The following is a 22895-nucleotide window of genomic DNA, read 5'->3' on the forward strand; positions in this document are numbered from 1 at the left end:
CGGCGGGAGGTGACCGCGTGGACGTGACGCAGGCGGAGGCGCTGTGCGCCGGGCTCCCCGGCGCGTGGCCGGACAACCCCTGGGACCACGAGCACCCGGTCTACAAGGTCGGACCGGGGGAGCGCGGCAAGATCTTCGCGTTCCTCGGCGCGACGACGGTCGGGGTCAAGGCGGGTGCGACGCGTGAGGTCGCCGACGAGTGGCTCGACCGCTACCCCGACGACGCCGGCGTGATGGCGTACATCGGCAGGTCGGGCTGGAACGACCTCGCCCTGGCCGGCGCGATCCCGGACGAGGAGCTGGTCGAGGCGGTGGAGGAGTCCTACCGGCTCGTCGTCTCGCGGTTGCCGAAGCGCGACCGGCCCGAGGGCTGGGAGGCCGTCAGCGGCGGTAACGCATCATCGTGAGGCCGACCATGCGGGCCACGACCATCGCGATGTAGAACACGCCGACCATCATCTCGATCATGACGACCGAGCGGGCCTGCTCACCGACGGGCACGATGTCGGACAGCCCCACGCTGGTGAGCGTCGAGAACGACAGGTAGAGCAGCTCGAACCACGTGAAGCGGAAGCCCTCGGCGTTGGAGAACGAGTCGGGCCACACCACCTGGGTGACGACGAAGAGGTAGGCGAAGCCCCACGCCACGACGGTGAAGGCCGCGCCGGTCGCGAAGTACTCGTCGGTGGTGACGACGTCGTCGTGGAGCAGGTAGCGCAGCATCGCGTAGGAGACGTAGAAGTAGAACGGCGCGTGCAGCAGGCCCGACACCAGCACGATCGGGTCGGTGCTGGGGAAGATCGCCTCGAGGAGCGTGAAGACGATCGTCGGGGCGCCGAGGAAGAACACGACGCGGCTCACGTGGGGCGTACGCCGGACCGCGAGCACCGCGGAGCCGACGGCGAGCATCCCGATGACACCGAGGAACGCACCGCCGACCTTCGAGCCGCCGAGGAACGGCCACGCGAGCACCTGGAGCAGCTGGGCACCGAGCAGCATGCCGGACGGGTGCGCGGTCACCTGGTCGATTCGTCTGCCCACGACGACGCAGTCTAGGGACGCGCGGATCACCCGCACGGCGACGCTCCGCTGGGCTAGGTTCGCCCCGTGGGCGAGCGAGCGGGGCGATGGGTGGCCGGCGGCCTCGCCGTCGTGCTCGTCGCGCTGCTGGTCGCGATCGGGCTGGTCGTCACCCGGCAGGACGACGTCGACGCCGACCTCACTGCTGCTCAGCAGGACGTCGCCGGCGCGGCGCGCCGCGAGGCGCTGGCCTTCCTCACCGTCGACCACCGCGACATGGACCCGCTGATCGACGCCGTCCTCGACGGTGCGACCGGAGGTTTTGCGAAGCAGTACGCCTCCCAGCGCGAGACGCTGACGAGCGAGGCCGTCCGCACCGAGGCGACCTCGACCCCGGAGGTCGTCGCGCTCGGCGTGGGGGACCAGGACGAGGAGTCGGCGACGGTGCTGGTCGCGGCCAACAGCACGGTCACCAACACGGGCACGGGCGCCGACGGCCAGGTCCGCTACTACCGGCTGCGCCTGCGGCTCGTCCGCGAGGACGACCGCTGGCTCACGAGCGACCTGCAGTTCGTGCGGTGACGACGTGACGGGCAGGACGACGGTGAACCGGTGGCTGGTGGCGCTCACGGCGTTGGTCGTGCTGGCCGCGGGCGCGCTGGTGTGGGTGCTGCGCGACGCCGGGGACGACTCCGGCGCCGACGTCAGCAGCGCGGACTCGGCGGACGCCGTCGTGGTGTCGTCGGCGGTGAAGGAAGCGGTGCGTGAGCGCGCCGCGGAGGGCGCCTCCGCGGCCTACGGCTACTCCTGGAGGACGCTCGCCGACGACAAGGCCGCTGCCCGGGTGCTGATGACCCCGGCGATGCGTGACCGCTACGACCGCACGATGGCCGGCGTGACCACGTCGAGCCGACGTGACCGCAGGGTGGTCGAGGCCGAGGTCGTCGACACCGCGCTGGTGACCGCGTCCTCGACGTACGCCCGGGTGCTGGTGTTCGTCAACCAGCGCACGTCGGGTGACGACCTCGACCGTCCGACGCTCGACCTGGATCGCGTGCTGGTCACGGTGCAGCGGGTGGGTGGCGACTGGAAGGTCAGCGAGCTCGACGCCCTCTGAGCACGACCCCGCACGGCGGGGACAGCCGCGGACCGGCCCTTGTGGCCGGGACGCCCCGACGGAAGGATCCGCGACGTGGACGACGTGACGACCGACCTGCTCATCATCGGCGCGGGCCCGACGGGGTTGTTCTCCGCCTACTACGCCGGCTTCCGCGGCCTGAGCGTGGCGGTGGTCGACTCGCTGCCCGAGCTCGGCGGCCAGATCACCGCGATGTACCCCGAGAAGGCGATCCTCGACGTCGCCGGCTTCCCCAGCGTGAAGGGCCGCGACCTCGTGGAGGGGCTGGTGGCGCAGGCCGCCACCGCCGACCCGACGTACCTGCTGGACCGCACGGCCACCACGCTCGAGCACGGCGAGGACCAGGTCGTCGTCACCCTCGACGACGGCACCCGCGTCACGGCCGGCGGAGTCCTCATCACGTCGGGGATCGGCAAGTTCAGCCCGCGGCCGCTGCCGGCCGGCGAGGGCTGGGTCGGGCGGGGCATGGAGTTCTTCGTGCCCAGCTTCGCGCCGTACGCCGGGAAGGACGTGGTCATCGTCGGGGGAGGTGACAGCGCGTTCGACTGGGCCCAGYACCTCGAGCCGATCGCCACGTCGGTCACGCTCGTCCACCGCCGCGACGCGTTCCGCGCCCACGAGCGCACCGTGGCCGCGGTCAAGGACTCCAGCGTCGAGATCATCACCAACGCCCAGGTGACCGAGCTGCGCGGTGACGCCCACCTCGAGGAGGTCGTGGTCAGCGTCGACGGCGAGGAGCCGCGGACCCTGAAGGCACAGGCCCTCGTCGCCGCCCTCGGCTTCATCGCGGACCTCGGCGCGATCCAGCAGTGGGGACTCGAGACGCAGAAGCGGCACGTCGTCGTCGACTCCTCGATGCGCACGAACCTGGCGCGGGTCTTCGCGGCTGGTGACATCACCGACTACCCCGGCAAGGTCCGGCTCATCGCCGTCGGCTTCGGGGAGGCCGCCACCGCCGTCAACAACGTCGCGGTGGTGCTCGACCCCTCGGCCCACGTCTTCCCCGGTCACTCCAGCGAGGGATGAGCGACGCGATGGGACTGTTCACACGATCGTCCGGGGCTGCCGACACGCGCGACCGGGACTACGTGCTCACCGGATGTCCGGTGGTGGCGCGCGACGAGATGCTGGTGCTCGTCGACCTCACCGTGCGACTCGCGGTGCGTCCGGCACGTGACGACGAGTCCGAGCCGCTGGGCTACGACCCTTCCGACGAGAGGTCGTTCCACGCGATCTGCGTGCTGGTGCTGCGCCAGCTCGGCGCCGAGGTCCCGTCCGACGAGCTGCTCGTGGGGCGTGCGCGGATCGTCGCGGCGGTGGAGCAGGGGCTCGCGTTCGCGCCGGTCGGTGCCGGCGTCTCCGGGCGAGTGGCGGACGTCGAGGTGAGGCCGTACGACGCGGCCGGCGCGACCTTCGACCACGAGTTCCGGGTCGTCGCGGGTTCGTGAGGCCCGGAGCCGTCTCAGCCGCTACCGACGAGTAGGCATAATGGGGCACTCACGAAGCGCCACGAAAGGCAGACCACAGTGCGCATCGCCATGCTGTCCTACCGCAGCAAGCCGCACTGCGGCGGTCAGGGCGTCTACATCCGCCACCTCAGCCGCGAGCTCGTCCGGCTCGGGCACGAGGTGGAGGTGTTCTCGGGCCAGCCCTACCCCGACCTCGACGAGGGGGTCGTGCTCACCAAGGTGCCGAGCCTCGACCTCTACCGCGAGCCCGACCCGTTCCGGGTGCCGAAGCTGCGCGAGTTCCGCGACCGGATCGACGTCGAGGAGTTCCTCACCATGTGCACGGCCGGGTTCCCCGAGCCCAAGACCTTCAGCTCGCGCATCGCGCGGCTGATGAAGGAGCGCGCCGGCGACTTCGACGTCGCCCACGACAACCAGGTGCTGGGCACCGGGATCATGGAGCTGGAGTCCTACGGCCTCCCGGTGGTCGCGACCATCCACCACCCCATCACCATGGACCGGCAGATCGACCTCCAGACCGCGCCGACGTGGCGCAAGCGGCTGACCCTGCGTCGCTGGTACGGCTTCCTGCGGATGCAGACGAAGGTCGCCAAGCGCTACCGCACGGTGCTCGTGCCGTCGGAGTCCTCGCGTCGTGACGTGGCGCGCGACTTCGGGGTCGACCCGGCCCGGATGCGGACCATCCTGCTCGGGGTCGACGACGTCTTCGTCCCACCGACCATCCCCCGAGCTCCCGGCCGGATCCTGGCCATGGCCAGCGCCGACGCGCCGATGAAGGGCATCGCGACCCTGCTCGAGGCCTTCGCCAAGCTCGCCGTCGAGCGCGACGTCTCGCTGGTCCTCGTGACCCGGCCGGAGCCCGGCGGGCGCACCGAGCAGCTCATCGACCAGCTCGGCATCGCCGACAAGGTGACCTTCGTCAACGGCGTCAGCGACGCCGAGCTCGTCGAGGTGATGGGCTCGGCCGAGGTGGCCTGCGTGCCCTCGCTCTACGAGGGCTTCTCGCTCCCGACCGCCGAGCTCATGGCCTGCGCGACCCCGCTGGTGGTGTCGCGGGCCGGGGCGATCCCGGAGGTCGTCGGCCCGGACGGGGTCTGCGCCGACCTGGTCACCCCCGGCGACGTGGGCGAGCTCGAGCAGGCGGTCGCGGCGTTGCTCGACGACCCGGATCGTCGTACGGCGATGGGTGTGGCCGGACGGGCCCGCGTCGAGGAGCTGTTCAGCTGGCGTGCGGTGGCCGAGGCCACCGCCGCCGCGTACGAGGAGACCATCGCCGCCTTCCGCAGCGAGCAGGGCGCGCGGCGCCAAGAGGAGAGCTGACGTGCTGACCGTCGACTTCGACCGGCTCGGGCTGCGCCCGGGCGACCGCGTGCTCGACATGGGCTGCGGCGCGGGCCGCCACGCGTTCGAGATGTACAAGCGCGGTGCCGATGTCATCGCGTTCGACCAGGACGCCGACGAGCTCGCGACCGTGCGCGAGTGGTTCGCCGCGATGCGCGAGGCCGGCGAGGTGCCGGCGGGTGCCGAGGCCGACGTGAAGGAGGGCGACGCGCTCGCCCTGCCGTTCGCCGACGGGGAGTTCGACCGGGTCGTGGCCGCCGAGGTGCTGGAGCACATCCACGCCGACGTCGACGCGATCAAGGAGCTCGTGCGGGTCGTGCGCCCGGGTGGCACGCTGGCGATCTCCGTGCCGCGCTGGCTGCCCGAGGTCGTCAACTGGAAGCTGTCCGAGGACTACCACAACGCCGAGGGCGGCCACATCCGGATCTACACGGCCCAGGAGCTCGTGGACAAGGTCACCAAGGCCGGACGACCCAACGACGGCACGCCCGGCGACGCGATGGTCTTCACCGGCCGCGACCACGCCCACGGCCTGCACACGCCCTACTGGTGGATCAAGTGCGCCGTCGGCGTCACCAACGACGACCACCCGCTCGCCAAGGCGTACCACAAGCTGCTGGTGTGGGAGATCATGAAGAACCCCAAGGCGCTGCAGTACGCCGGCAAGGTGCTCGACCCGCTCATCGGGAAGAGCATGGTGCTCTACTTCCGCAAGCCGGACGCGGCGTGAGCGGAGCCCCCGCCGTCGACGCGATCCTCACTCGCGCCCAGGTCGAGCAGACCGCTGCCACCATCGCGGCGGTGCAGGAGCCGTCCGGGGCGATCCCGTGGACGCCCGGCGAGCACACCGACGTGTGGAACCACCTCGAGGCGACGATGGCGCTGGTCGTCGGCGGCCAGCGGGAGGCGGCGGAGCGAGCCTTCGCCTGGGCGCGCGCCACGCAGCGCGCAGACGGCTCGTGGCCGATGAAGATCGTGGTCGGCGAGGTGGAGGACCACTCCGGCGAGACCAACATGTCGGCCTACGTCGCCGTCGCCGCGTGGCACCACTGGCTGGTCAAGCGCGACGAGGCGTTCGTCCGGCTGATGTGGCCGACGGTGCGCCGTGCGCTGGACTTCGTGGTCTCGATGCAGCTGCCGTTCGGCGGCATCGCCTGGTCGCAGGAGTGGCACGACGGCCGACCGGGGCCGGTCAACGAGGACGCCCTGCTCGCCGGATCGTCGAGCATCTACCACTCGCTGCGCGCGGGCGTGGCGCTTGCGGAGCTGGTGGGGGAGCCGCAGGTCGAGTGGGAGCTCGCGGGCGGCCGCCTCGGCCACGCCCTGCGCGAGCACCGCGACCTCTTCCTGGACAAATCGACGTTCTCGATGGACTGGTACTACCCGGTACTCGGCGGGGCGGTGCGCGGGCCCGAGGCGCACGCGCTGCTCGCGGAGCGGTGGGACACCTTCGTCGAGCCGGGCCTCGGCATCCGGTGCGTCTCGGAGAACCCGTGGGTGACGGGCGCGGAGACCTGCGAGCTCGTGCTCGCCCTCGACGCCCTCGGCGACCGTGCCCGGGCGTTGCAGCTGCTCGCCGACATGCAGCACCTGCGCACCGCGGAGGGGTCCTACTGGACCGGCTACGTGTTCCCCGACGACGTGAACTGGCCCGCGGAGCAGACGACCTACACGGCGGCGGCGGTGGTCCTGGCCGTGGACGCGCTCAGCGACGGGACGCCGGGTGCGGACATCATGCGCGGCACGACGCTGGCGCCGGACTTCGCGGAGATCGGGCTGGAGTGCGGGTGCCCGTCAGCCGACGGGTCAGCCGAGCGGGTCGCCGGCGTCGCCGGACGTACGGCGTAGCACCCGCATCGACCCGACCGCCTCGACCTCGGTGAAGGCGCCGCTCGCCAGCGCGGGGAGGTAGATGTCCTCGTAGGGGGGACGGCCGCCGTCCGCGGGGTCGGGGAAGACGTCGTGGATGGCGAGCACGCCGCCCGCCATCACCCAGTGCGGCCAGGTGCGGAAGTCCGTGCGGGCTGGCTCGACCCCGTGGCCGCCGTCGATGAAGAGCAGCGAGAGCGGCGTACGCCACCACGCGCCGACCGTCTCCGAGCGGCCGACGACCGCCACCACCTGGTCCTCCAGACCCGCCGCCGCGAGGGTGCGGCGGAAGGTCGGCAGCGTGTCCATCACGCCGAGGTCGTGGTCGACGAGGCTGTCGTCGTGGTGCTCCCAGCCCGCCTGGTTCTCCTCGGATCCGCGGTGGTGGTCGACGGTGACGACCGTGCCGCCGACCTCGCGGGCGGCGCCGCCCAGCCAGACGGCCGACTTGCCGCAGTAGGTGCCGACCTCGAGGGCGGGACCGAACGGGAGCCGCTCGCGGGCCCAGCGGTGCAGCAGCGCCCCCTCGTCCTCGGGCATGAAGCCCTTCGCGGCGCGGGCATGGGCGAGCAGGTCGGCGGGCATCACGGGAGACGACCCTAGTGCGGTCACACCTGCGTCCCGGCACGCGTCAGGTGGGTGAAGGCATCCAGTCACCCACTCACCGAGGAGCAGACATGAGCAACCACACGATCGTCATCCCCGCCGCCGACCTCGAGGCCGCGACGACGTTCTACCGCACGGCGTGGGGCGCCGAGCCGCACACCGAGACGCCCTACTACGTCGGGTTCAACCTCGACGGCCAGGAGGTCGGGCTGAACCCCAACGGCGAGCGCGACCGGATGACCGGTCCGGTCGTCTACTGGGCCACCGACGACCTCGCGGCCAAGGTGGCCGAGGTCGAGGCGGCCGGCGGGACCGTCGTACGTCCCGTGACGGAGGTCGGCGGCGGGACGTCGCTCGCGCTGCTGACCGACCCGGCCGGCAATCAGGTCGGGTTCATCACCCAGGGCTAGCTGGCCGCGCCGTCGAGCTCTGCGGGGTCGACGCCGCTGTCGGCCTCGAGGCCGTGGCGCCAGGTGTTCCAGTGCCAGGTGAGGTAGCGGTCGACGGCCCGCACCGCGTGGGCGCTGCGGATCGAGTGGAAGACGTCGAAGGCGTGCTGGGCGCCCGGCAGCTCGGCGTACACCACCGACTGCTCCGACGTGCGTCGCAGCTCGGCGACGAACATCCGCGCCTGGTCGACGGCCACGAGGCTGTCCAGCTCGCCGTGGATGACGAAGAAGTCCGGGGCGTCGGGCGTGATCCGCAGGATGGGGGAGGCGGCTTCGTAGACGTCGGGCGCGTCCTTCCACGTCGTCTGCATGACGCGGGGGCCGAGGAACGCGTCGCGCATGCCGATGGCGTTGGCGAGCCCGGTCGACCCGGCGAAGTCGTAGACCCCGTAGAACGGCACCGCCGCCTGCACGGAGGCGTCCGCGTCCTCGAAGCCCGGCTGGAACTGCGGGTCGCCGGGGGTCAGCGCCGCCAGCGCGGCGAGGTGGCCCCCGGCGGACCCGCCGGTGATCACGAGGTAGTCGGGGTCACCGCCGTGGTCGGCGATGTTGTCCCGGACCCAGGCGATGGCGCGCTTGACGTCGACGATGTGCGCGGGCCACGGGTCGCGGGGGGAGAGGCGGTAGTTGATCGCCACGCAGACCCACCCCTTGGCGGCCATCCGGTTCATCAAGGGCCGGCCCTGGTGCTCCTTGGCGCCGAGGGTCCACGCCCCGCCGTGCACCTGCAGGAGCACGGGCGCATCCTTGATCGCGTCGTCGCCGGCCGGAAGGTAGATGTCGAGGTGGCCGCGGCGGCCGGCCTCGGAGTAGGGCAGGTTGCGGATCACCCGGACCGCGTCGTCCCGGAAGTCGAACGGCCGGGCCAGGCTGCGCCACGGCGTCGCCAGGTCGGCCGGGTCGGGAGCCGCGTCGAGCTGCTCGACGTAGTCGACGCCGAGCCCCTCCACGAGCGCGTCGTCCAGCACGTCGGCCGCGCGGCGGCTCTGCCGCACCATGTGCGCCAGACCGAGCGCACTGGCCCCGGCGAGCGCGAGTCCGGCCTTGGCGCGCAGGCCCGCACGACGGCCCTTCGTCAGGTGGGTGGCGGCGTCCAGCGCGGTCAGGGCGAGCATCTGCGGCGCGGTCTCGCCGAAGAGCCAGCCGACGGCGAAGGACGGCACCCCGGCGCGCTGGCCGCGCGGTGGGCGCACGGCGTTGGCGGTGAGGGCTGCGATCACGGACTGGCGGAACAGGAAGCTCACGGGGCCAATGTTACTTGCCGGTACCGATTCCTCGCGGGGTGGTCCCCCCGGGCGATCGACGACACCGTCGGGTACGCCAACCTGCACGTGGAGCTCTTCCGGCGGTCGCGACAGGGCGCCTGAAATCCACGTGCCTGCCTGACCTGCACCCGTTACGGTCCTCTCCGATGACCGACATGCATGCGGACGAGCTCGAGGTGGACGAGGAGACCGTACGACGCCTCGTCGCGGCCCAGTTCCCCCAGTGGTCCTCGCTTCCGGTGCTGCGGCTCCCGCCCCTGGGCACCGACAACCAGCTGTTCCGCCTCGGCGACGACCTGCTCGTCCGGATGCCCCGCATTCCGGGACCGGCCGAGACGGTGGCGTTCGAGCACAGGTGGCTGCCGCGTCTCGCGCCACACCTGCCGGTGGCGATCCCTGCGCCGGTGGCGATGGGGGAGCCCGGCGACGGCTTCCCGTGGCCGTGGACGGTCGTCCCGTGGATCGACGGCACGACCCCCACCGAGTCGTCGTACGACCCGGAGGAGTGGGCGGTCGAGCTCGGCGCCTTCGTCCGGGCCTGCCGCGAGGTGCCGGCGATGGGCGGTCCGGTGAAGGCCGAGGGACGGGGAGCACCGCTGCCGTCGCTCGATGGATGGGTGCGGGAGTGGACCGACAGGGCCGACCCCGAGCAGGTCTCCAGGGACGCGGTGCTCGCGGTGTGGGAGGACGCCCTGGCGGCGCCGTCGTACGACGCCGAGCCGCGCTGGTTCCACGGCGACCTCCACGACGGCAACCTCCTCGTGCGGGACGGCCGGCTCGCCGCGGTGATCGACTGGGGTGCCGCCGGCCGCGGCGACCCGGCCATCGAGCTGAACGCGATGTGGGGCTACGTCCCGCTGTCGGTCGCCGAGCTCTACCGCGAGGCCGTCGGCCTGGACGAGGCGGCCTACCGCCGCGCTCGCGGCTTTGCGCTCGCTCCGGCCATCAGCGGCTGGACCTACTACCGCCACACAGCGCCCGAGACGTCCCGCGGGGCGCTCGAGACCGTGCGGCGGCTGATCGCCTCGCTGGACTGAGCGCGACCGCGCGGGTGGCTTCTGCTCACCGTCGCGGTGATACTCCGTCCGTGGGCGTCCGCAACTACCTGGTCGAGGGCGTGTCCGGGACCGGGAAGACGTCCGTGTGCCACGAGCTGCGACGGCGCGGTCACGACGCCGTCAACGGTGACACCGACCTCGCCTACCAAGGAGACCCGGCGACCGGGCGGCCGACCGGCACCGCCCTGCACGAGCACCACCTCTGGGACGTCCGTCGGGTCCGTGAGCTGGTCGCCGACCACGGGGCGCCCGTCACCTTCTTCTGCGGCGGCTCCCGCAACTTCTCGGACTTCATCGACCTGTTCGACGACGTCTTCGTGCTCGAGGTGGACCTGGACACCCTGCTCGGCCGGCTCGACCAGCGGGTCGGTGACGAGTGGGGTGCGCGGCCCTCTGAGCGCCAGCTGGTCCTCCGCCTGCACCGGACGGGGGAGGACGTGCCCCGCTCGGGGGTCCCCATCGACGCGACTCGCCCGCTCCCGGAGGTGGTCGACGAGGTCCTGCGCCACGCCGGGGTGGTCGAGGTCGACCCGCGCAGTCGCACCTGACGGCGGCCTCCTGACGTGCCTCGGTGCGGAGGTCGGGAGCGCGGAGTCCTGAGGTCACCTGATGACTCGGGGGCTCCGCGATCCTGCGCCGGGCCGACGCTCGACGACGAAGTCAGTGCAGCTGCTCGCCGAAGAACGCGAGCACGGCGTCGACGGCCACCTGCGAGCGGTGGGCGGTCACGGTGGAGTGCCCCTTGCCCTCGAGCTCCACGCGGATGAAGGCGTCGCCCAGCTCGGTGGTGAGCGTCTCGAAGCGCTTGCCGACCGCGGGGTCGGACCGGTAGCGCACGCCCAGCACCTGCTGGCCGGCGGCGCACCGGCCCTTGACGATGTCGAGGTCGGCGGGGGAGAGGTTGACGTCGCGCGACCTGGTCGGGCCGATCGCGAACGGCGTGCTCGGTTGGCACAGCACTGGTGCCACCACGGCCGGGTCCACCAGCATCGCCAGGGCGAACCCGCCCGTGAAGCACATCCCGAGCGCGCCCACGCCTGGGCCTCCGAGCTCGGCGTGCAGGTCGCGCGCGAGCGAGCGCAGCCACACCGCGACGGGTGTCGTCTCTCCGGTCCTCAGCTTGGTGAACTCCCGGCTGACGCAGACCTGGCGCAGGGTGCGGGCGGTCGACCCGGCGGTCATCCCAGCGCCGTCGGTGCCGAACAGGCTCGGCATGACCACGGTGTGCCCCGCATCGACGACCTCCTGGGCGAAGGCCGCGACCTCGGGGGTGATGCCGGGGATCTCGTGGATCACGATGACGCCCGGTCCATTGCCCCGCCGGTACGTCGGATGGGTGACGCCGTCGTACGTGTGCGTGCCCTGGGTCCAGCCGTCCGGGAAGCTCATGCGCGCATCATGCCGCGCACCCGGGCTCAGAACGTGTAGCCGAACGCCTCGAGGTCGCGCGCGTAGACCTCGGCGACCTTCGCCCGGGTCGCGTCGGTGTAGTAGTCGCGGTAGCTGCCGTGCGGCGACTTGTTGCGGTGCGGGACGTGGACCGGCTCGCCGCCGAGCCGCCGCTCGACGTGGGCGAGGTCGTCGGCGAAGGTCTCGGTCCGTCCGACGAAGTCGACCTCGCGGTCGGGCGCGCGGAGGTAGTCGACCTGCGGCCGGCCGACCCGGGGCAGCTCGTCGGTGCCGCGCAGCACGAACTCGTCGAATCCGGCGTAYGACGCTGCCGCCCGCCACATGTCGTTGCCGCGCATCCGCGTGGCCTCGGCACCCTGCGGGCGGCCGCTCGACGGGCCCCACTCGAGGTCCCAGTCCTGGATCATCGACCACCACGACACCATCCGCGCCCAGGGGTTCCGCACGAACGCGAAGGACCAGTAGCCGGCCGTCTGCGGCTCCGCGCGCAGGATCCGGGCGTACGGCGCGTGCCGGCCGAGCGGGGGAGTGACGCCGGGTGCCTTGCTCCGCGCATCGGGACAGCAGCGCTCGAACGCGACCCCGACCGACACCCCGCCGGTCTTGGGCACGTGCACGAAGAGCGCGCGCTTGTCGTCGGAGATGAGCACGGGCGCGAGGCTAACCCACGCACCGGTGACAGGCGCCGCCTGCGTCTCGCCCGGCCGCCGACCGGACGCGCCGGTGCGGGATGATCGGCCCGTGATGACGTTCCTCGAGCTCGGGCCCGGTCGGGACTTCGTGCTCCTCGCCCTGCCCAAGACGGCGAGCACGGCCCTCGAGCGGACGCTGTCGCCGTACGCCACCGAGTCGGTCAGCGCGCCCCCCGGCCGCAAGCACCTCCCGGCACGCGGCTTCGTGCACACCAAGGCCCACGAGCTCGCCGAGCAGGGGCACCCGCGCGAGTCCTACGAGCTCGTCGCGATGTTCCGTGAACCGATCGCCTGGCTCGAGTCGTGGTGGCGCTACCGGGCGCGCGAGGTCAGCCGGCAGTCGACCGCCGACATGACGTTCGAGGAGTTCGCCCTCCACTACCTCGCCGGCCACGACGACGCCCCGGTCCCCAAGGGGCGCCCGGCGAGGTTCATCCACGCCCAGGGTGCGGTCGCCGTCGACCGGGTCTTCGCCGTCGAGCGGCCCGATGTCTGGTCGGCGTGGTTCAGCGAGCGGATCGGCCGGCCGTTGGACTTCGAGCGGCGCAACGCCTCCACCGCCGAGCACGGGGAGCTCGGCTTCGCCACCCGCGAGGCGCTGGTGGCCCACTTCGCGCCGGAGTACGACGTGTGGCGCCGGCTCGAGGCCACGGGCGAGTGGTCGGGCGCCCGCGGCACCCGGCTGCCGGACCTCGACGGCCCGGCACGCCCTGGCCGTCAGTCGTAGGTGTAGCCGAAGACCTCGATGTCCTCGGCGTAGACCTCGGCGATCCGCTGGCGCGTCTCGTCGGTGTAGTAGTCGTGGTAGGTGCCGTGCTTGGACTTGTTCTTGTGCACGGGCGTCGACGGCTCGAGGCCGAGCTGCACCTGCACCCGCTGCAGGTCCGCGACGAAGTTCTCCGTGCGACCGATGAAGTCGACCTCGCGACCGTGCTTCGGCGCGCGCAGGTAGGTGATCTGCGGCGTGCCGACGCGCGGCAGCTCCTCGGTCCCGCGCATCACGAACTCGTCGAAGCCGGAGTAGGCCGAGGCCGCTCGCCACATCTCGTTGCCGTCGCGCATCGAGCCGTGCTTGACGTCCTGCGGCTTGCCGCTGCTGGGTCCGTGCCGACGGTCCCAGGCCGAGATCATCGAGTACCACGAGACCATCCGGGCCCACGGGTTGCGGACGAACCCGAAGGTCCAGTAGTCGATCACCTGCGGCTCGTTCTTGATGATCTTGCCCAGCGTCGCGTGGCGGCCGATCGGGACACGCGCCTTGCGCGCGTCGGGGCAGGCCTCCTTGACGGTCTCCTCCACCGACACGCCGCCCGTCTTGGGGACGTGGACGAAGAGGACCTTGCGCGAGTCGCTGATCAGCACGCGGCGAGGTTATCCCACGCTCCGCCTGACTACTCTGGGCCCGTGACCGGCACCCTCGTCGCGAAGGACCTGGCCGGTGGCCACGGGCCGCGCACCCTCTTCGAGTCCCTGAACCTGACCGTCTCCCCGGGCGACGTGGTGGGGGTCGTCGGGGCCAACGGCGCCGGAAAGTCCACGTTGCTGCGGCTGCTCGCCGGCGAGTCGGCGCCGATGGCCGGGCGGGTCTCGACCGCCCCCTCGGACGCCTTCGTGGGCTGGCTGCCGCAGGAGCACGAGCGCATCGCCGGCGAGACGATCGCCGGCTACCTCGGCCGCCGCACGGGCGCGACCCGCGCCACCCGGGCGATGGAGGACGCGGCCGCGGCGCTCGAGTCGGAGGACCCCGAGGCGCCCGACGTGTACGCCGTCGCGCTGGACCACTGGCTGGCGACCGGCGCGCCGGACCTCGAGGACCGTGCTCCCGCGGTCCTGGCGGAGCTCGGCCTCGGCCTCGGCCTGGACGCCCTCATGACCACGCTCTCGGGTGGTCAGGCGGCTCGTGCGGCCCTCGCCGCGCTGCTGCTGAGCCGGTTCGACGTGGTGCTCCTCGACGAGCCCACGAACGACCTCGACCTCGCCGGCCTCGACCGGCTGGAGTCGTTCGTCCGCGGCCTCCGCGCCGGCGTCGTCGTGGTCTCCCACGACCGGGAGTTTCTGGCCCGCTGCGTCACCCGGGTCGTCGAGCTCGACCTCGCCCAGCGGCAGGTCGCGGTCTACGACGGCGGGTACGACGCCTACCTCGAGGAGCGGGCGGTCGCCCGGCGGCACGCCCGCGAGGCCTACGAGGAGTTCGCGGACAAGAAGGCCGACCTCGTCTCCCGCGCCCGCACCCAGCGGGAGTGGAGCTCGCAGGGCGTGCGCAACGCGATGCGGAAGGCGCCCGACAACGACAAGATCCGCCGGCGCGCGCAGAGCGAGTCGTCGGAGAAGCAGGCCCAGAAGGTGCGGCAGATGGAGTCCCGGATCGCGCGCCTCGAGGAGGTCGAGGAGCCCCGCAAGGAGTGGGTCCTGCAGTTCGACATCGCGGCCGCGCCCCGCTCGTCGAGCGTCGTCGCCGTCCTCGACGCGGCGGTCGTCCGGCTCGGCGACTTCCAGCTGGGGCCGGTCTCGCTCCAGGTCTCGGCCGGGGACCGCATCGCCATCACCGGCCCCAACGGCGCCGGCAAGACCACCCTGCTGCGGCTGCTGCTCGGACACCTGGCGCCCGACGAGGGCCGTGCCTCGCTCGGCGCGAGCGTCGCGGTCGGCGAGATCGACCAGGCACGTACGTCGCTGGCGGAGGCGCTGCCGCTCGGCGACGCCTTCGAGGCCGCCGTACCGGCGATGACCCCGGCGGAGGTGCGCACCCTGCTGGCCAAGTTCGGCCTCAAGGCCGACCAGGTCGGCAGCCTCGTCCACCGGCTCTCGCCCGGCGAGCGCACCCGGGCTGCCATGGCGCTCCTGCAGGCCCGCGGCGTCAACCTGCTCGTCCTCGACGAGCCCACCAACCACCTCGACCTGCCCGCCATCGAGCAGCTGGAGCAGGCCCTGGCGACGTACGACGGCACGCTGCTGCTGGTCTCCCACGACCGCCGGATGCTGGCCAACGTCACCCTCGACCAGCGCTGGGACGTCGACGGCGGCCGGGTCACCGCTCGCTAGCATCCCCGGCGTGACGACGACGGGGGAGACGACCGAGGAGACGACGGGGGAGAGGCGCGGCTACCGCGCCTCGCAGAAGGTCCTGCACTGGCTGACGGTGCTGGCCGTGGCCGCCCAGCTGGCGGTCGGCTACCTCCTCGACCTCGACGGCGACTGCGACCCTCCCGGGGAGGACCGGAGCGGCGGCGACACCAGCGACGTGGAGGAGGACCGGCTCGACCGGCTCGAGGACCAGTGCGAGGCCCGCGCCGACGACTACGACCTGCTCGGTGGCGGGTTCGACCTCGCCGAGGTGCACCTGCTCCTCGGCCTCACCGTGCTGGCGCTGGGCGTCGTGCGCCCGCTGTGGCGCAGGGTCGCCGGCCTGCCGCCGTGGTCCGAGCACCTCTCGGCCGGCCAGCGACGACTGGTCCACTGGACCGAGCGCGCCCTGCTGGCGCTGCTGGTCGTCGTGCCGCTCAGCGGGATCGTGCTGGTCGCCACCGGGGACGACGCCTGGCTGCCGCTGCACGTCGCCGCCCACGTCGCGTTCTTCGTGGCGCTCACGGCGCACCTCTCGACCAACCTGCGGCCGGTCATCCTGCGTCGGATGCTCTGACCGCCGGTCGGACACGCTGTCAGGAGAGCGGGCCTCAGGCCTCGAGCGGCCAGCCCCGCTGCGCCCAGCCGCCCGTGCCGCCGGCGACGTTGATCGCGGTGATGCCCTTCGCGCGCAGGTGGTCGACGACCGCGCGGCTGCGGTTGCCGGACTGGCAGATGACGAAGACCGGGACGCCCGTCGGCAGCTCCTCGACCCGCGTCGGGACGTCGTTCATCGGGATGTGCACCGCGCCGGGTACGCGCCCGCCGGCCACCTCGGCGTCCTCACGGACGTCGACGACGTAGGCGCCCTGGCTGTGGGCGGCGGCGAACTCGTCGAGGCCGACCTCGTCCTGCGGGCCGTTGGCGGCGGCCTCCTGGGCGGCGGCCACCTCCTGGCGCACGGCGTCCATGTCGAGCTCGCGGGCCTGCTCGATCACGCCGGTGAGGGCCTGCGGCGGCATCGCGCCGGCCTGGTTGAAGAGCAGGATGCCGTCGCGGAAGAGCATGAGGGTCGGGATGGACGAGATCGCGGCCATCTGGGCGAGCTGCTGCTCGGCCTCGGTGTCGACCTTGCCGAAGACGATGTCGGGGTTGTCCTCGGAGGCCTTCTCGAAGACGGGGGCGAACTGGCGGCACGGTCCGCACCACGCAGCCCAGAAGTCGACGAGGACGATGCCCTCGCCGCTCACGGTCTGCTCGAAGTCGGCCAGGGTCAGCTCACGCGTGCTCATGGCTCAAGCGTGCCACGGCGGTCCGCGTCGAGCAGGACCCCCGGGTTCAGCACCCCCGCCGGGTCGAGGACGGACTTCGCCGCCGCCAGGGCGGCGGCGAACGCGTCGGGCCGCTGCTCGTCGTACCACGGGCGGTGGTCGCGGCCCACCGCGTGGTGGTGGGTGATGGTGCCGCCGTGGTCCACGATCGCGCGCGAGACGCTCGCCTTCACCTCGTCCCACTGCTCGACCAGCGAGCCCCAGCGACCGGGGGCGTAGACGCCGTAGTAGGGCGCCGGGCCGTCGGGGTAGACGTGCGTGAACCGGCAGGTGACCACCGCTGCGCCGCAGACCCGCTCCGCTGACTCCTGTGCGGCGGCGGTGACCGCGGCGTGCAGCGCGGGGAAGCGGTCCCAGGTGCACGCCGTCTCGAACGTCTCGACGACCATCGAGCGCCGGGCCATCGCGTCGCGCTGGTAGGGCATCCGGATGAACGACGAGCGCCAGCTCGTGGCCGTGCCGGCGGCGTCGCCGTGCTCGTGGGGGGTCGCCTCGCCGCCGTGCTCCGCGGTGATCGCGAGGGCTCGGTCGAGAGCGTGGTCGACCGCGTGGTCGGCCGACTCGAAGCCGAGCACGAGCACCCCGCCGCCGGTCGACGTGCCTGCGTTGAGGAAGGCCTCCGCCGGGTCGAGCAGCCGGCAGTTGCTCGGGTGCAGGCCGGACTGCGCGATCGCCCGGGTGGCGTCGACCGCTCGCTCGAACGAGGCGAACGTCACCGATGCCGTACGCCGCCACCGCGGCCGCTGCTGGAGCCGGACCCAGGCCTCGGTGATCACGCCGAGGGTGCCCTCCGAGCCGAGGAACAGCCGGTCGGGCGAGGGCCCTGCCCCCGAGGCGGGCAGCCGCCGGGTCTCGGTGACACCGGCCGGGGCCACGACCCGCATCGACTCGGTCAGGTCGTCGATGTGGGTGTGGAGGGTGGCGAAGTGACCGCCCGCCCGCGTCGCCAGCCACCCGCCCAGCGTCGAGAACTCGAAGGACTGCGGGAAGTGCCGCAGGGTCAGCCCGTGCGGGCGGAGCTGGTCCTCGAGGTGCGGGCCGAGGACGCCGCCCTGCACGCGTGCGGCCCGGCTGGTCGCATCGACCTCGAGCACCCGGTCGAGCCGTCCGAGGTCGAGGGTGACCGCCGGGCCGTCGAGGCGCGGCTCGACGCCGCCGACGACCGAGCTGCCGCCGCCGTACGGCACCACGGCGACCTCCTCCCCGCTGCACCACTCGAGGACCGCGGCGACCTCGTCGTCGTCACGGGGCCGGACGACGACGTCCGGGAGCGGCCCGACGTCGCCCTGGAGGTTGCGCACCACGTCGCGGAAGGCCTTGCCGCGGGCGTGGGAGAGCCGGTCGGTGGCGTCGGTGGACGCGATCGCGCGCAGCCGCGGCGGGACGTCGATGCGGGGAGCGGGCAGGTCGAGGGACGCCGGCTCCGGCGGGTCGTGCGGGGTGAAGTCGTGGTCGGGGAGCAGGGCCGAGGCGCGGGCCACCAGGCTCCCGGCCTCCTCGGCCGTGACCGCTTGCTCGACCTCGCCCCAGCCCCACCACGAACGCGTCATGGGAGCAGTGTGGCGGCGTGGTCGGGGCCGCGTCACCAGCCGCGTTCGCGCCACTCCGCGAGGTGGGGTCGCTCGTCGCCGAGCCGGCCGTCGCCGCCGTGCCCGGGGTAGAACCACGTCTCGTCCGGGAGCCGGCCGAAGATCTTGGTCTCCACCTCGTTGACGAGCTGGGTGAAGGCGTCCGCGTCCCCGAACGTCGCGCCCACGCCGCCGGGGAAGAGGGAGTCGCCGGTGAAGAGGTGCGGGGTCGGCGCGACCGACCGGTCGTCCAGCAGGAGGCAGATGGACCCGGGCGTGTGCCCGGCCACGGGGATCACCGTCAGGTCGCACGTGCCGACCGCGATCTTGTCGCCCGCGCCCACGCGGCGCTCCACGCGGACGCCGGTCTGCTCCTCGATGGCGTCGGCGTCGGGGGCACCGGCCACCACCGTCGCGCCGGGGTGGGCGGCCTTCACGGCGGCCAGCGCGCGGTGGTGGTCCCAGTGCTGGTGGGTGGTGACGATCGAGGTGAGCGAGCGGTCGCCGACCAGCTCGAGCAGTCGCTCCGGCTCGGCCGCGGCGTCGATGAGGACGAGCTCCTCGGTCTCGCCGCAGTGGAGCAGGTAGCAGTTGTTGGACATCTCGGGGTCGACGGCGACCTTGGTCAGCGTCAGGCAGCCGAGCGTGCGGACGTCGGGGGCGCCGCCGGGCGAGACGTCGCCCGTGTAGTCGTTCACCATGTCTCCACCTCGGGGAGGTCGTTCGAGTCGGACGTGAGGCCCTCGCCGGCGCCGCGGCCGGTCAGCCACCACCCCAGCGCCGCCGACGTACCGGTGACGACGGGTCCGCCGTCACCGTCCTCGGACGAGGCTCCGTAGTGCCACGTGTGGTCGAGGTCGGTGGGTCGTACGTCGAAGGGCGCGGGGTAGGGGCGCTTGGTCATCGACTCCAGCAGGATCGCTCGGAAGTCGGCCGGCCAGTCGTCGGCGGTGTAGCCGGCGCCGAGGTCGGCGTGGTGGATCTCCACCTCGCGCAGGCGCATCAGCACGACGTTGCGCAGCGCGAAGTCGGGTCCGCCGGGCGTGCGCTCGAACCGGCCCTCCCAGTCGGCGTCGTGCATCGCCGCGAGCGCCTCGCCGAAGCGGCCGGTGGCCGCGAGGAAGCGCTCCCGCAGCTCGTCGGGCGCGGCCGCGGCGAGCTCCTCGATGTCGGCGTCGCGCGCCTCGGGCGAGGCGTACATGGGCTGCGGCCGGCCGACGTGCGCGCCGTGCAGGACGCCCGCCAGGCCCTCGCCGTTGAGCGTGAGGTGGGCCACGATGTGGGCGCGCGTCCAGCCGGGGAGTTGGGACGGCTCGTCATACTGGGACTCGGAGAGCGCGTCGACCGTGCGGACGAGCGCTCGATCGGCTCGGGCGATGGTGTCCGGGTCGGGTCTCGGGACGTCGATCACCCGCCCATCGTGCCACTTCGCCAGACACCTCACGGTCCACCCTGCCGGGTGGACGATGGGCCCGCTGTCGGTGGCGCGTGAGAGTGTTGACCGGTGCGTCGACTTGCCAGCGACGCCGCTCCGGGACGAACATGTGTTCGACTCCGTCAATGCCAGAACGAGGACCACTGTGGCCGACCAGCTCATCATCCGGGGCGCCCGGGAGCACAACCTCAAGGATGTCTCCCTCGACCTCCCGCGTGACTCGCTCATCGTCTTCACCGGGCTGTCCGGGTCGGGCAAGTCGAGCCTGGCGTTCGACACGATCTTCGCCGAGGGCCAGCGCCGCTACGTCGAGTCGCTCTCGGCCTACGCGCGCCAGTTCCTCGGCCAGATGGACAAGCCCGACGTCGACTTCATCGAGGGCCTGAGCCCAGCGGTCAGCATCGACCAGAAGTCGACCTCGAAGAACCCGCGCTCGACCGTCGGCACGATCACCGAGGTCTACGACTACCTCCGCCTTCTCTACGCACGCGCGGGTCGCGCCCACTGCCCGACCTGCGGCGCCCCGATCGAGCGGCAGACCCCGCAGCAGATCGTCGACCGCGTCCTCGCGCTGGAGGAGGGTCGCCGCTTCCAGGTGCTGGCGCCGGTCATCCGGGGCCGCAAGGGCGAGTACGTCGAGCTGTTCCGCCAGCTCCAGCAGCAGGGGTTCAGCCGCGCGCGCGTCGACGGCCAGACCCACACGCTCGACGAGCCGCCGACGCTCGACAAGAAGCTCAAGCACACGATCGAGGTCGTGGTGGACCGCCTCGCGGTCAAGGAGTCGTCCAAGCGACGCCTCACCGACTCGGTCGAGACCGCGCTGGGCCTCGCCGGTGGCCTGGTGGTCTTCGACTTCGTCGACCTCGACGCCAAGGACCCCGGGCGCGAGATGAAGTTCTCGGAGAAGATGGCGTGCCCCAACGACCACACCATCGACACCGACGACCTCGAGCCCCGCTCGTTCTCCTTCAACTCGCCCTTCGGCGCGTGCACGGTCTGCTCCGGCCTCGGCACCCGGATGGAGGTCGACCCCGAGCTGGTCGTCCCCGACCAGGGGGCCACCCTCGGCGAGGGTGCCATCGCGCCGTGGAGCGGTGCCCATGTCGCCGACTACTTCCTCCGCCTGGTCAACGCGCTGGGCGAGGAGCTCGGCTTCGACCTCAACACGCCCTGGGACCAGCTGACGCCCAAGGCGCGCGCCTCCCTGCTCGAGGGCCACAAGACCAAGGTCCACGTGGTCACCAAGAACCGCTACGGCCGCCAGCGCGCCTACTACGCGGCGTTCGAGGGCGTCCGCCCCTACGTCGAGCGCCGGCACCGCGAGGCCGAGTCCGACACGAGCCGCGAGCGGTTCGAGGGCTTCATGCGCGAGGTGCCGTGCCCGGCCTGCCGCGGCACCCGCCTCAAGCCGGTCTCGGTGTCGGTCACCCTGGGTGCCCGCGACCAGGGCGGCAAGAACATCGCCGAGGTCTGCGCGCTGCCGATCAACGAGGCCGCCCACTACCTCCGCACCGTCGACCTGTCCGTGCGCGAGCGCCAGATCGGTGAGCGGGTGCTCAAGGAGATCCAGGAGCGCCTGCAGTTCCTGCTCGACGTCGGCCTCGACTACCTCTCCCTCGACCGGCCGAGCGGCTCCCTCTCCGGCGGCGAGGCGCAGCGCATCCGCCTCGCGACCCAGATCGGCGCCGGCCTCGTCGGCGTCCTCTACGTCCTCGACGAGCCGTCGATCGGGCTCCACCAGCGCGACAACCAGCGCCTCATCGAGACACTGGTGCGGCTCAAGGAGCTCGGCAACACCCTGATCGTGGTCGAGCACGACGAGGAGACCGTCCGCGTCGCCGACTGGGTCGTCGACATCGGGCCGGGCGCCGGCGAGCACGGCGGTCAGGTCGTCCACTCCGGCACGGTCGAGGACCTCCTCACCCACCCCGACTCGATGACCGGCCAATACCTCAGCGGTCGCCGTGAGATCCCCGTCCCGGCCGTGCGCCGTCCGCGCACCAAGGGCCGCGAGCTCACTGTTCACGGCGCCCGCGAGCACAACCTGCGCGACGTCGACGTCAGCTTCCCGCTCGGCGTGTTCACCGCCGTCACCGGCGTCTCCGGCTCCGGCAAGTCGACCCTGGTCAACGACATCCTCTACACGTCGCTGGCCAAGCAGATCTACAACGCCCGCACGGTCCCCGGTCGCCACACCAAGATCACCGGCCTCGAGCACGTCGACAAGGTGATCCACGTCGACCAGTCGCCGATCGGTCGCACCCCGCGGTCCAACCCGGCCACCTACACCGGCGTCTTCGACCACGTCCGCCGGCTCTTCGCCTCCACCCCGGAGGCCAAGATGCGCGGCTACCTGCAGGGCCGCTTCTCGTTCAACGTCAAGGGCGGCCGCTGCGAGGCGTGCTCCGGCGACGGCACCATCAAGATCGAGATGAACTTCCTCCCGGACGTCTACGTCCCGTGCGAGGTGTGCCACGGCGCCCGCTACAACCGCGAGACGCTCGAGGTCCACTACAAGGGCAAGACGATCGCCGAGGTCCTCGACATGCCGATCGAGGAGGCTGCCGAGTTCTTCGCGGCGGTGCCCGCCATCGCGCGCCACATGACGACGCTGGAGGAGGTCGGGCTCGGCTACGTCCGCCTCGGCCAGCCGGCGACGACGCTCTCCGGCGGCGAGGCGCAGCGCGTCAAGCTCGCCAGCGAGCTGCAGAAGCGCTCCACCGGTCGCACCGTCTACGTCCTCGACGAGCCGACGACCGGCCTGCACTTCGAGGACATCCGCAAGCTGCTCGGCGTGCTGTCCAGCCTGGTCGACAAGGGCAACTCCGTCCTGGTGATCGAGCACAACCTCGACGTCATCAAGACGGCCGACTGGATCATCGACATGGGTCCCGAGGGCGGGTCCCGCGGCGGCATGGTCGTCGCCGAGGGCACGCCCGAGGACGTCGCGGACGTCCCGGAGAGCCACACCGGCACGTTCCTCGCACCCATCCTCGAGGGTCGTGGCGCGCAGCAGCCCGGCGCGCCGCGGCGACAGAAGGTCGTGGCCGCGAAGTCGGCCCCGGCGTCGAGGACGACCAAGAAGGCGCCGGCGAAGAAGACGACGACCGCGAAGACGGCGAAGACGGCGGCGAAGAAGGCCCCGGCCCGGAAGGCTGCTGCGAAGAAGTCCTCGTGAGCA

At 72.3% G+C, this 22895-nt stretch carries 25 protein-coding genes; 15 read left to right on the forward strand and 10 right to left on the reverse strand.

Features of this window, described 5'->3' with window-relative positions; translation table 11 throughout:
* The first annotated feature begins 17 nt into the window (after window positions 1-17).
* Complete coding sequence (locus ACXJKB_RS07070; RefSeq protein WP_457186780.1) at window positions 18-407, forward strand: MmcQ/YjbR family DNA-binding protein; 390 nt, start codon at window positions 18-20, stop codon at window positions 405-407.
* Here ACXJKB_RS07070 and ACXJKB_RS07075 read toward each other — a convergent pair.
* Complete coding sequence (locus tag ACXJKB_RS07075) at window positions 382-1041, reverse strand: potassium channel family protein (RefSeq protein WP_457186782.1); 660 nt, start codon at window positions 1039-1041, stop codon at window positions 382-384. The two genes, ACXJKB_RS07070 and ACXJKB_RS07075, sit on opposite strands and share 26 nt — an antisense overlap.
* Window positions 1042-1107: 66 nt before the next feature.
* Here ACXJKB_RS07075 and ACXJKB_RS07080 point away from each other — a divergent pair, with 66 nt between their 5' ends.
* From ACXJKB_RS07080 to ACXJKB_RS07110, 7 genes are all read left to right on the forward strand, one after another.
* The gene (locus tag ACXJKB_RS07080) at window positions 1108-1602 is read left to right on the forward strand and encodes a hypothetical protein (protein WP_457186784.1); all 495 of its coding nucleotides are present in this window, start codon (window positions 1108-1110) and stop codon (window positions 1600-1602) included.
* A gap of 4 nt (window positions 1603-1606) precedes the next feature.
* The gene (locus tag ACXJKB_RS07085) at window positions 1607-2137 is read left to right on the forward strand and encodes a hypothetical protein (protein WP_457186786.1); all 531 of its coding nucleotides are present in this window, start codon (window positions 1607-1609) and stop codon (window positions 2135-2137) included.
* Between the two features lie 75 nt (window positions 2138-2212).
* Window positions 2213-3184 carry an NAD(P)/FAD-dependent oxidoreductase gene (locus tag ACXJKB_RS07090; RefSeq protein WP_457186788.1) on the forward strand — a complete coding sequence of 324 codons (972 nt, stop codon included), beginning with the start codon at window positions 2213-2215 and terminating at the stop codon, window positions 3182-3184.
* A gap of 8 nt (window positions 3185-3192) precedes the next feature.
* The gene (locus ACXJKB_RS07095) at window positions 3193-3606 is read left to right on the forward strand and encodes a hypothetical protein (RefSeq protein WP_457186790.1); all 414 of its coding nucleotides are present in this window, start codon (window positions 3193-3195) and stop codon (window positions 3604-3606) included.
* Between the two features lie 78 nt (window positions 3607-3684).
* Entirely contained in the window at window positions 3685-4947 is a 1263-nt protein-coding gene (locus ACXJKB_RS07100; protein WP_457186792.1) for a glycosyltransferase family 4 protein, read from the forward strand.
* Window position 4948: 1 nt separating this feature from the next.
* Window positions 4949-5698 carry a class I SAM-dependent methyltransferase gene (locus tag ACXJKB_RS07105; protein ID WP_457186794.1) on the forward strand — a complete coding sequence of 250 codons (750 nt, stop codon included), beginning with the start codon at window positions 4949-4951 and terminating at the stop codon, window positions 5696-5698.
* Window positions 5695-6816 carry a prenyltransferase gene (locus ACXJKB_RS07110; RefSeq protein ID WP_457186796.1) on the forward strand — a complete coding sequence of 374 codons (1122 nt, stop codon included), beginning with the start codon at window positions 5695-5697 and terminating at the stop codon, window positions 6814-6816. Before ACXJKB_RS07105 ends, ACXJKB_RS07110 begins: the two co-directional genes overlap by 4 nt.
* Here the strand turns inward: ACXJKB_RS07110 and ACXJKB_RS07115 are convergent.
* A complete protein-coding gene (locus ACXJKB_RS07115) occupies window positions 6775-7422 on the reverse strand; it encodes a class I SAM-dependent methyltransferase (protein ID WP_457186837.1) in 648 nt (215 codons plus the stop codon). The two genes, ACXJKB_RS07110 and ACXJKB_RS07115, sit on opposite strands and share 42 nt — an antisense overlap.
* 92 nt (window positions 7423-7514) lie before the next feature.
* Between ACXJKB_RS07115 and ACXJKB_RS07120 the strand changes: the two genes are divergently transcribed.
* A complete protein-coding gene (locus ACXJKB_RS07120) occupies window positions 7515-7853 on the forward strand; it encodes a VOC family protein (RefSeq protein WP_457186798.1) in 339 nt (112 codons plus the stop codon).
* Here the strand turns inward: ACXJKB_RS07120 and ACXJKB_RS07125 are convergent.
* Window positions 7850-9136, reverse strand: coding sequence for an alpha/beta hydrolase fold domain-containing protein (locus ACXJKB_RS07125; protein WP_457186800.1), 1287 nt, complete (start codon window positions 9134-9136; stop codon window positions 7850-7852). The two genes, ACXJKB_RS07120 and ACXJKB_RS07125, sit on opposite strands and share 4 nt — an antisense overlap.
* Before the next feature lie 167 nt (window positions 9137-9303).
* Between ACXJKB_RS07125 and ACXJKB_RS07130 the strand changes: the two genes are divergently transcribed.
* On the forward strand, window positions 9304-10194 hold the full coding sequence (locus ACXJKB_RS07130) for an aminoglycoside phosphotransferase family protein (protein WP_457186802.1): 891 nt from the start codon (window positions 9304-9306) through the stop codon (window positions 10192-10194).
* 50 nt (window positions 10195-10244) lie between these two features.
* Window positions 10245-10763 (forward strand): nucleoside kinase, encoded by a 519-nt coding sequence (locus ACXJKB_RS07135; RefSeq protein WP_457186804.1) that lies wholly within the window; start codon window positions 10245-10247, stop codon window positions 10761-10763.
* A 112-nt stretch (window positions 10764-10875) separates the two neighbouring features.
* Here the strand turns inward: ACXJKB_RS07135 and ACXJKB_RS07140 are convergent, their stop codons facing one another.
* The gene (locus tag ACXJKB_RS07140) at window positions 10876-11604 is read right to left on the reverse strand and encodes a dienelactone hydrolase family protein (protein WP_457186806.1); all 729 of its coding nucleotides are present in this window, start codon (window positions 11602-11604) and stop codon (window positions 10876-10878) included.
* Window positions 11605-11630: 26 nt separating this feature from the next.
* Window positions 11631-12275 carry a sulfotransferase family 2 domain-containing protein gene (locus ACXJKB_RS07145; protein WP_457186808.1) on the reverse strand — a complete coding sequence of 215 codons (645 nt, stop codon included), beginning with the start codon at window positions 12273-12275 and terminating at the stop codon, window positions 11631-11633.
* Window positions 12276-12366: 91 nt separating this feature from the next.
* Between ACXJKB_RS07145 and ACXJKB_RS07150 the strand changes: the two genes are divergently transcribed.
* Complete coding sequence (locus ACXJKB_RS07150) at window positions 12367-13044, forward strand: hypothetical protein (RefSeq protein ID WP_457186810.1); 678 nt, start codon at window positions 12367-12369, stop codon at window positions 13042-13044.
* Here ACXJKB_RS07150 and ACXJKB_RS07155 read toward each other — a convergent pair.
* Window positions 13035-13679 carry a sulfotransferase family 2 domain-containing protein gene (locus tag ACXJKB_RS07155; protein ID WP_457186812.1) on the reverse strand — a complete coding sequence of 215 codons (645 nt, stop codon included), beginning with the start codon at window positions 13677-13679 and terminating at the stop codon, window positions 13035-13037. The two genes, ACXJKB_RS07150 and ACXJKB_RS07155, sit on opposite strands and share 10 nt — an antisense overlap.
* Before the next feature lie 42 nt (window positions 13680-13721).
* On the opposite strand from ACXJKB_RS07155, the gene ACXJKB_RS07160 reads away from it, so the two are divergent.
* Window positions 13722-15359 carry an ABC-F family ATP-binding cassette domain-containing protein gene (locus tag ACXJKB_RS07160; RefSeq protein WP_457186814.1) on the forward strand — a complete coding sequence of 546 codons (1638 nt, stop codon included), beginning with the start codon at window positions 13722-13724 and terminating at the stop codon, window positions 15357-15359.
* Between the two features lie 10 nt (window positions 15360-15369).
* The gene (locus ACXJKB_RS07165) at window positions 15370-15957 is read left to right on the forward strand and encodes a cytochrome b/b6 domain-containing protein (RefSeq protein WP_457186816.1); all 588 of its coding nucleotides are present in this window, start codon (window positions 15370-15372) and stop codon (window positions 15955-15957) included.
* Window positions 15958-15991: 34 nt separating this feature from the next.
* Here the strand turns inward: ACXJKB_RS07165 and trxA are convergent, their stop codons facing one another.
* From trxA to ACXJKB_RS07185, 4 genes are read right to left on the reverse strand one after another with little or no spacing between them, the layout of a single operon-like run.
* A complete protein-coding gene (gene trxA / locus ACXJKB_RS07170; RefSeq protein ID WP_457186818.1) occupies window positions 15992-16672 on the reverse strand; it encodes a thioredoxin in 681 nt (226 codons plus the stop codon).
* Window positions 16669-18261 carry an FAD-binding oxidoreductase gene (locus ACXJKB_RS07175; RefSeq protein ID WP_457186820.1) on the reverse strand — a complete coding sequence of 531 codons (1593 nt, stop codon included), beginning with the start codon at window positions 18259-18261 and terminating at the stop codon, window positions 16669-16671. Before ACXJKB_RS07175 ends, trxA begins: the two co-directional genes overlap by 4 nt.
* 32 nt (window positions 18262-18293) lie before the next feature.
* On the reverse strand, window positions 18294-18980 hold the full coding sequence (locus tag ACXJKB_RS07180) for an MBL fold metallo-hydrolase (RefSeq protein WP_457186822.1): 687 nt from the start codon (window positions 18978-18980) through the stop codon (window positions 18294-18296).
* Entirely contained in the window at window positions 18974-19690 is a 717-nt protein-coding gene (locus ACXJKB_RS07185; RefSeq protein ID WP_457186824.1) for a maleylpyruvate isomerase family mycothiol-dependent enzyme, read from the reverse strand. Before ACXJKB_RS07185 ends, ACXJKB_RS07180 begins: the two co-directional genes overlap by 7 nt.
* 169 nt (window positions 19691-19859) lie before the next feature.
* Between ACXJKB_RS07185 and uvrA the strand changes: the two genes are divergently transcribed.
* The gene (gene uvrA, locus ACXJKB_RS07190) at window positions 19860-22892 is read left to right on the forward strand and encodes an excinuclease ABC subunit UvrA (protein WP_457186826.1); all 3033 of its coding nucleotides are present in this window, start codon (window positions 19860-19862) and stop codon (window positions 22890-22892) included.
* The last annotated feature ends 3 nt before the right edge of the window (window positions 22893-22895 follow it).

Source organism: Nocardioides sp. P5_E3, assembly GCF_054049275.1.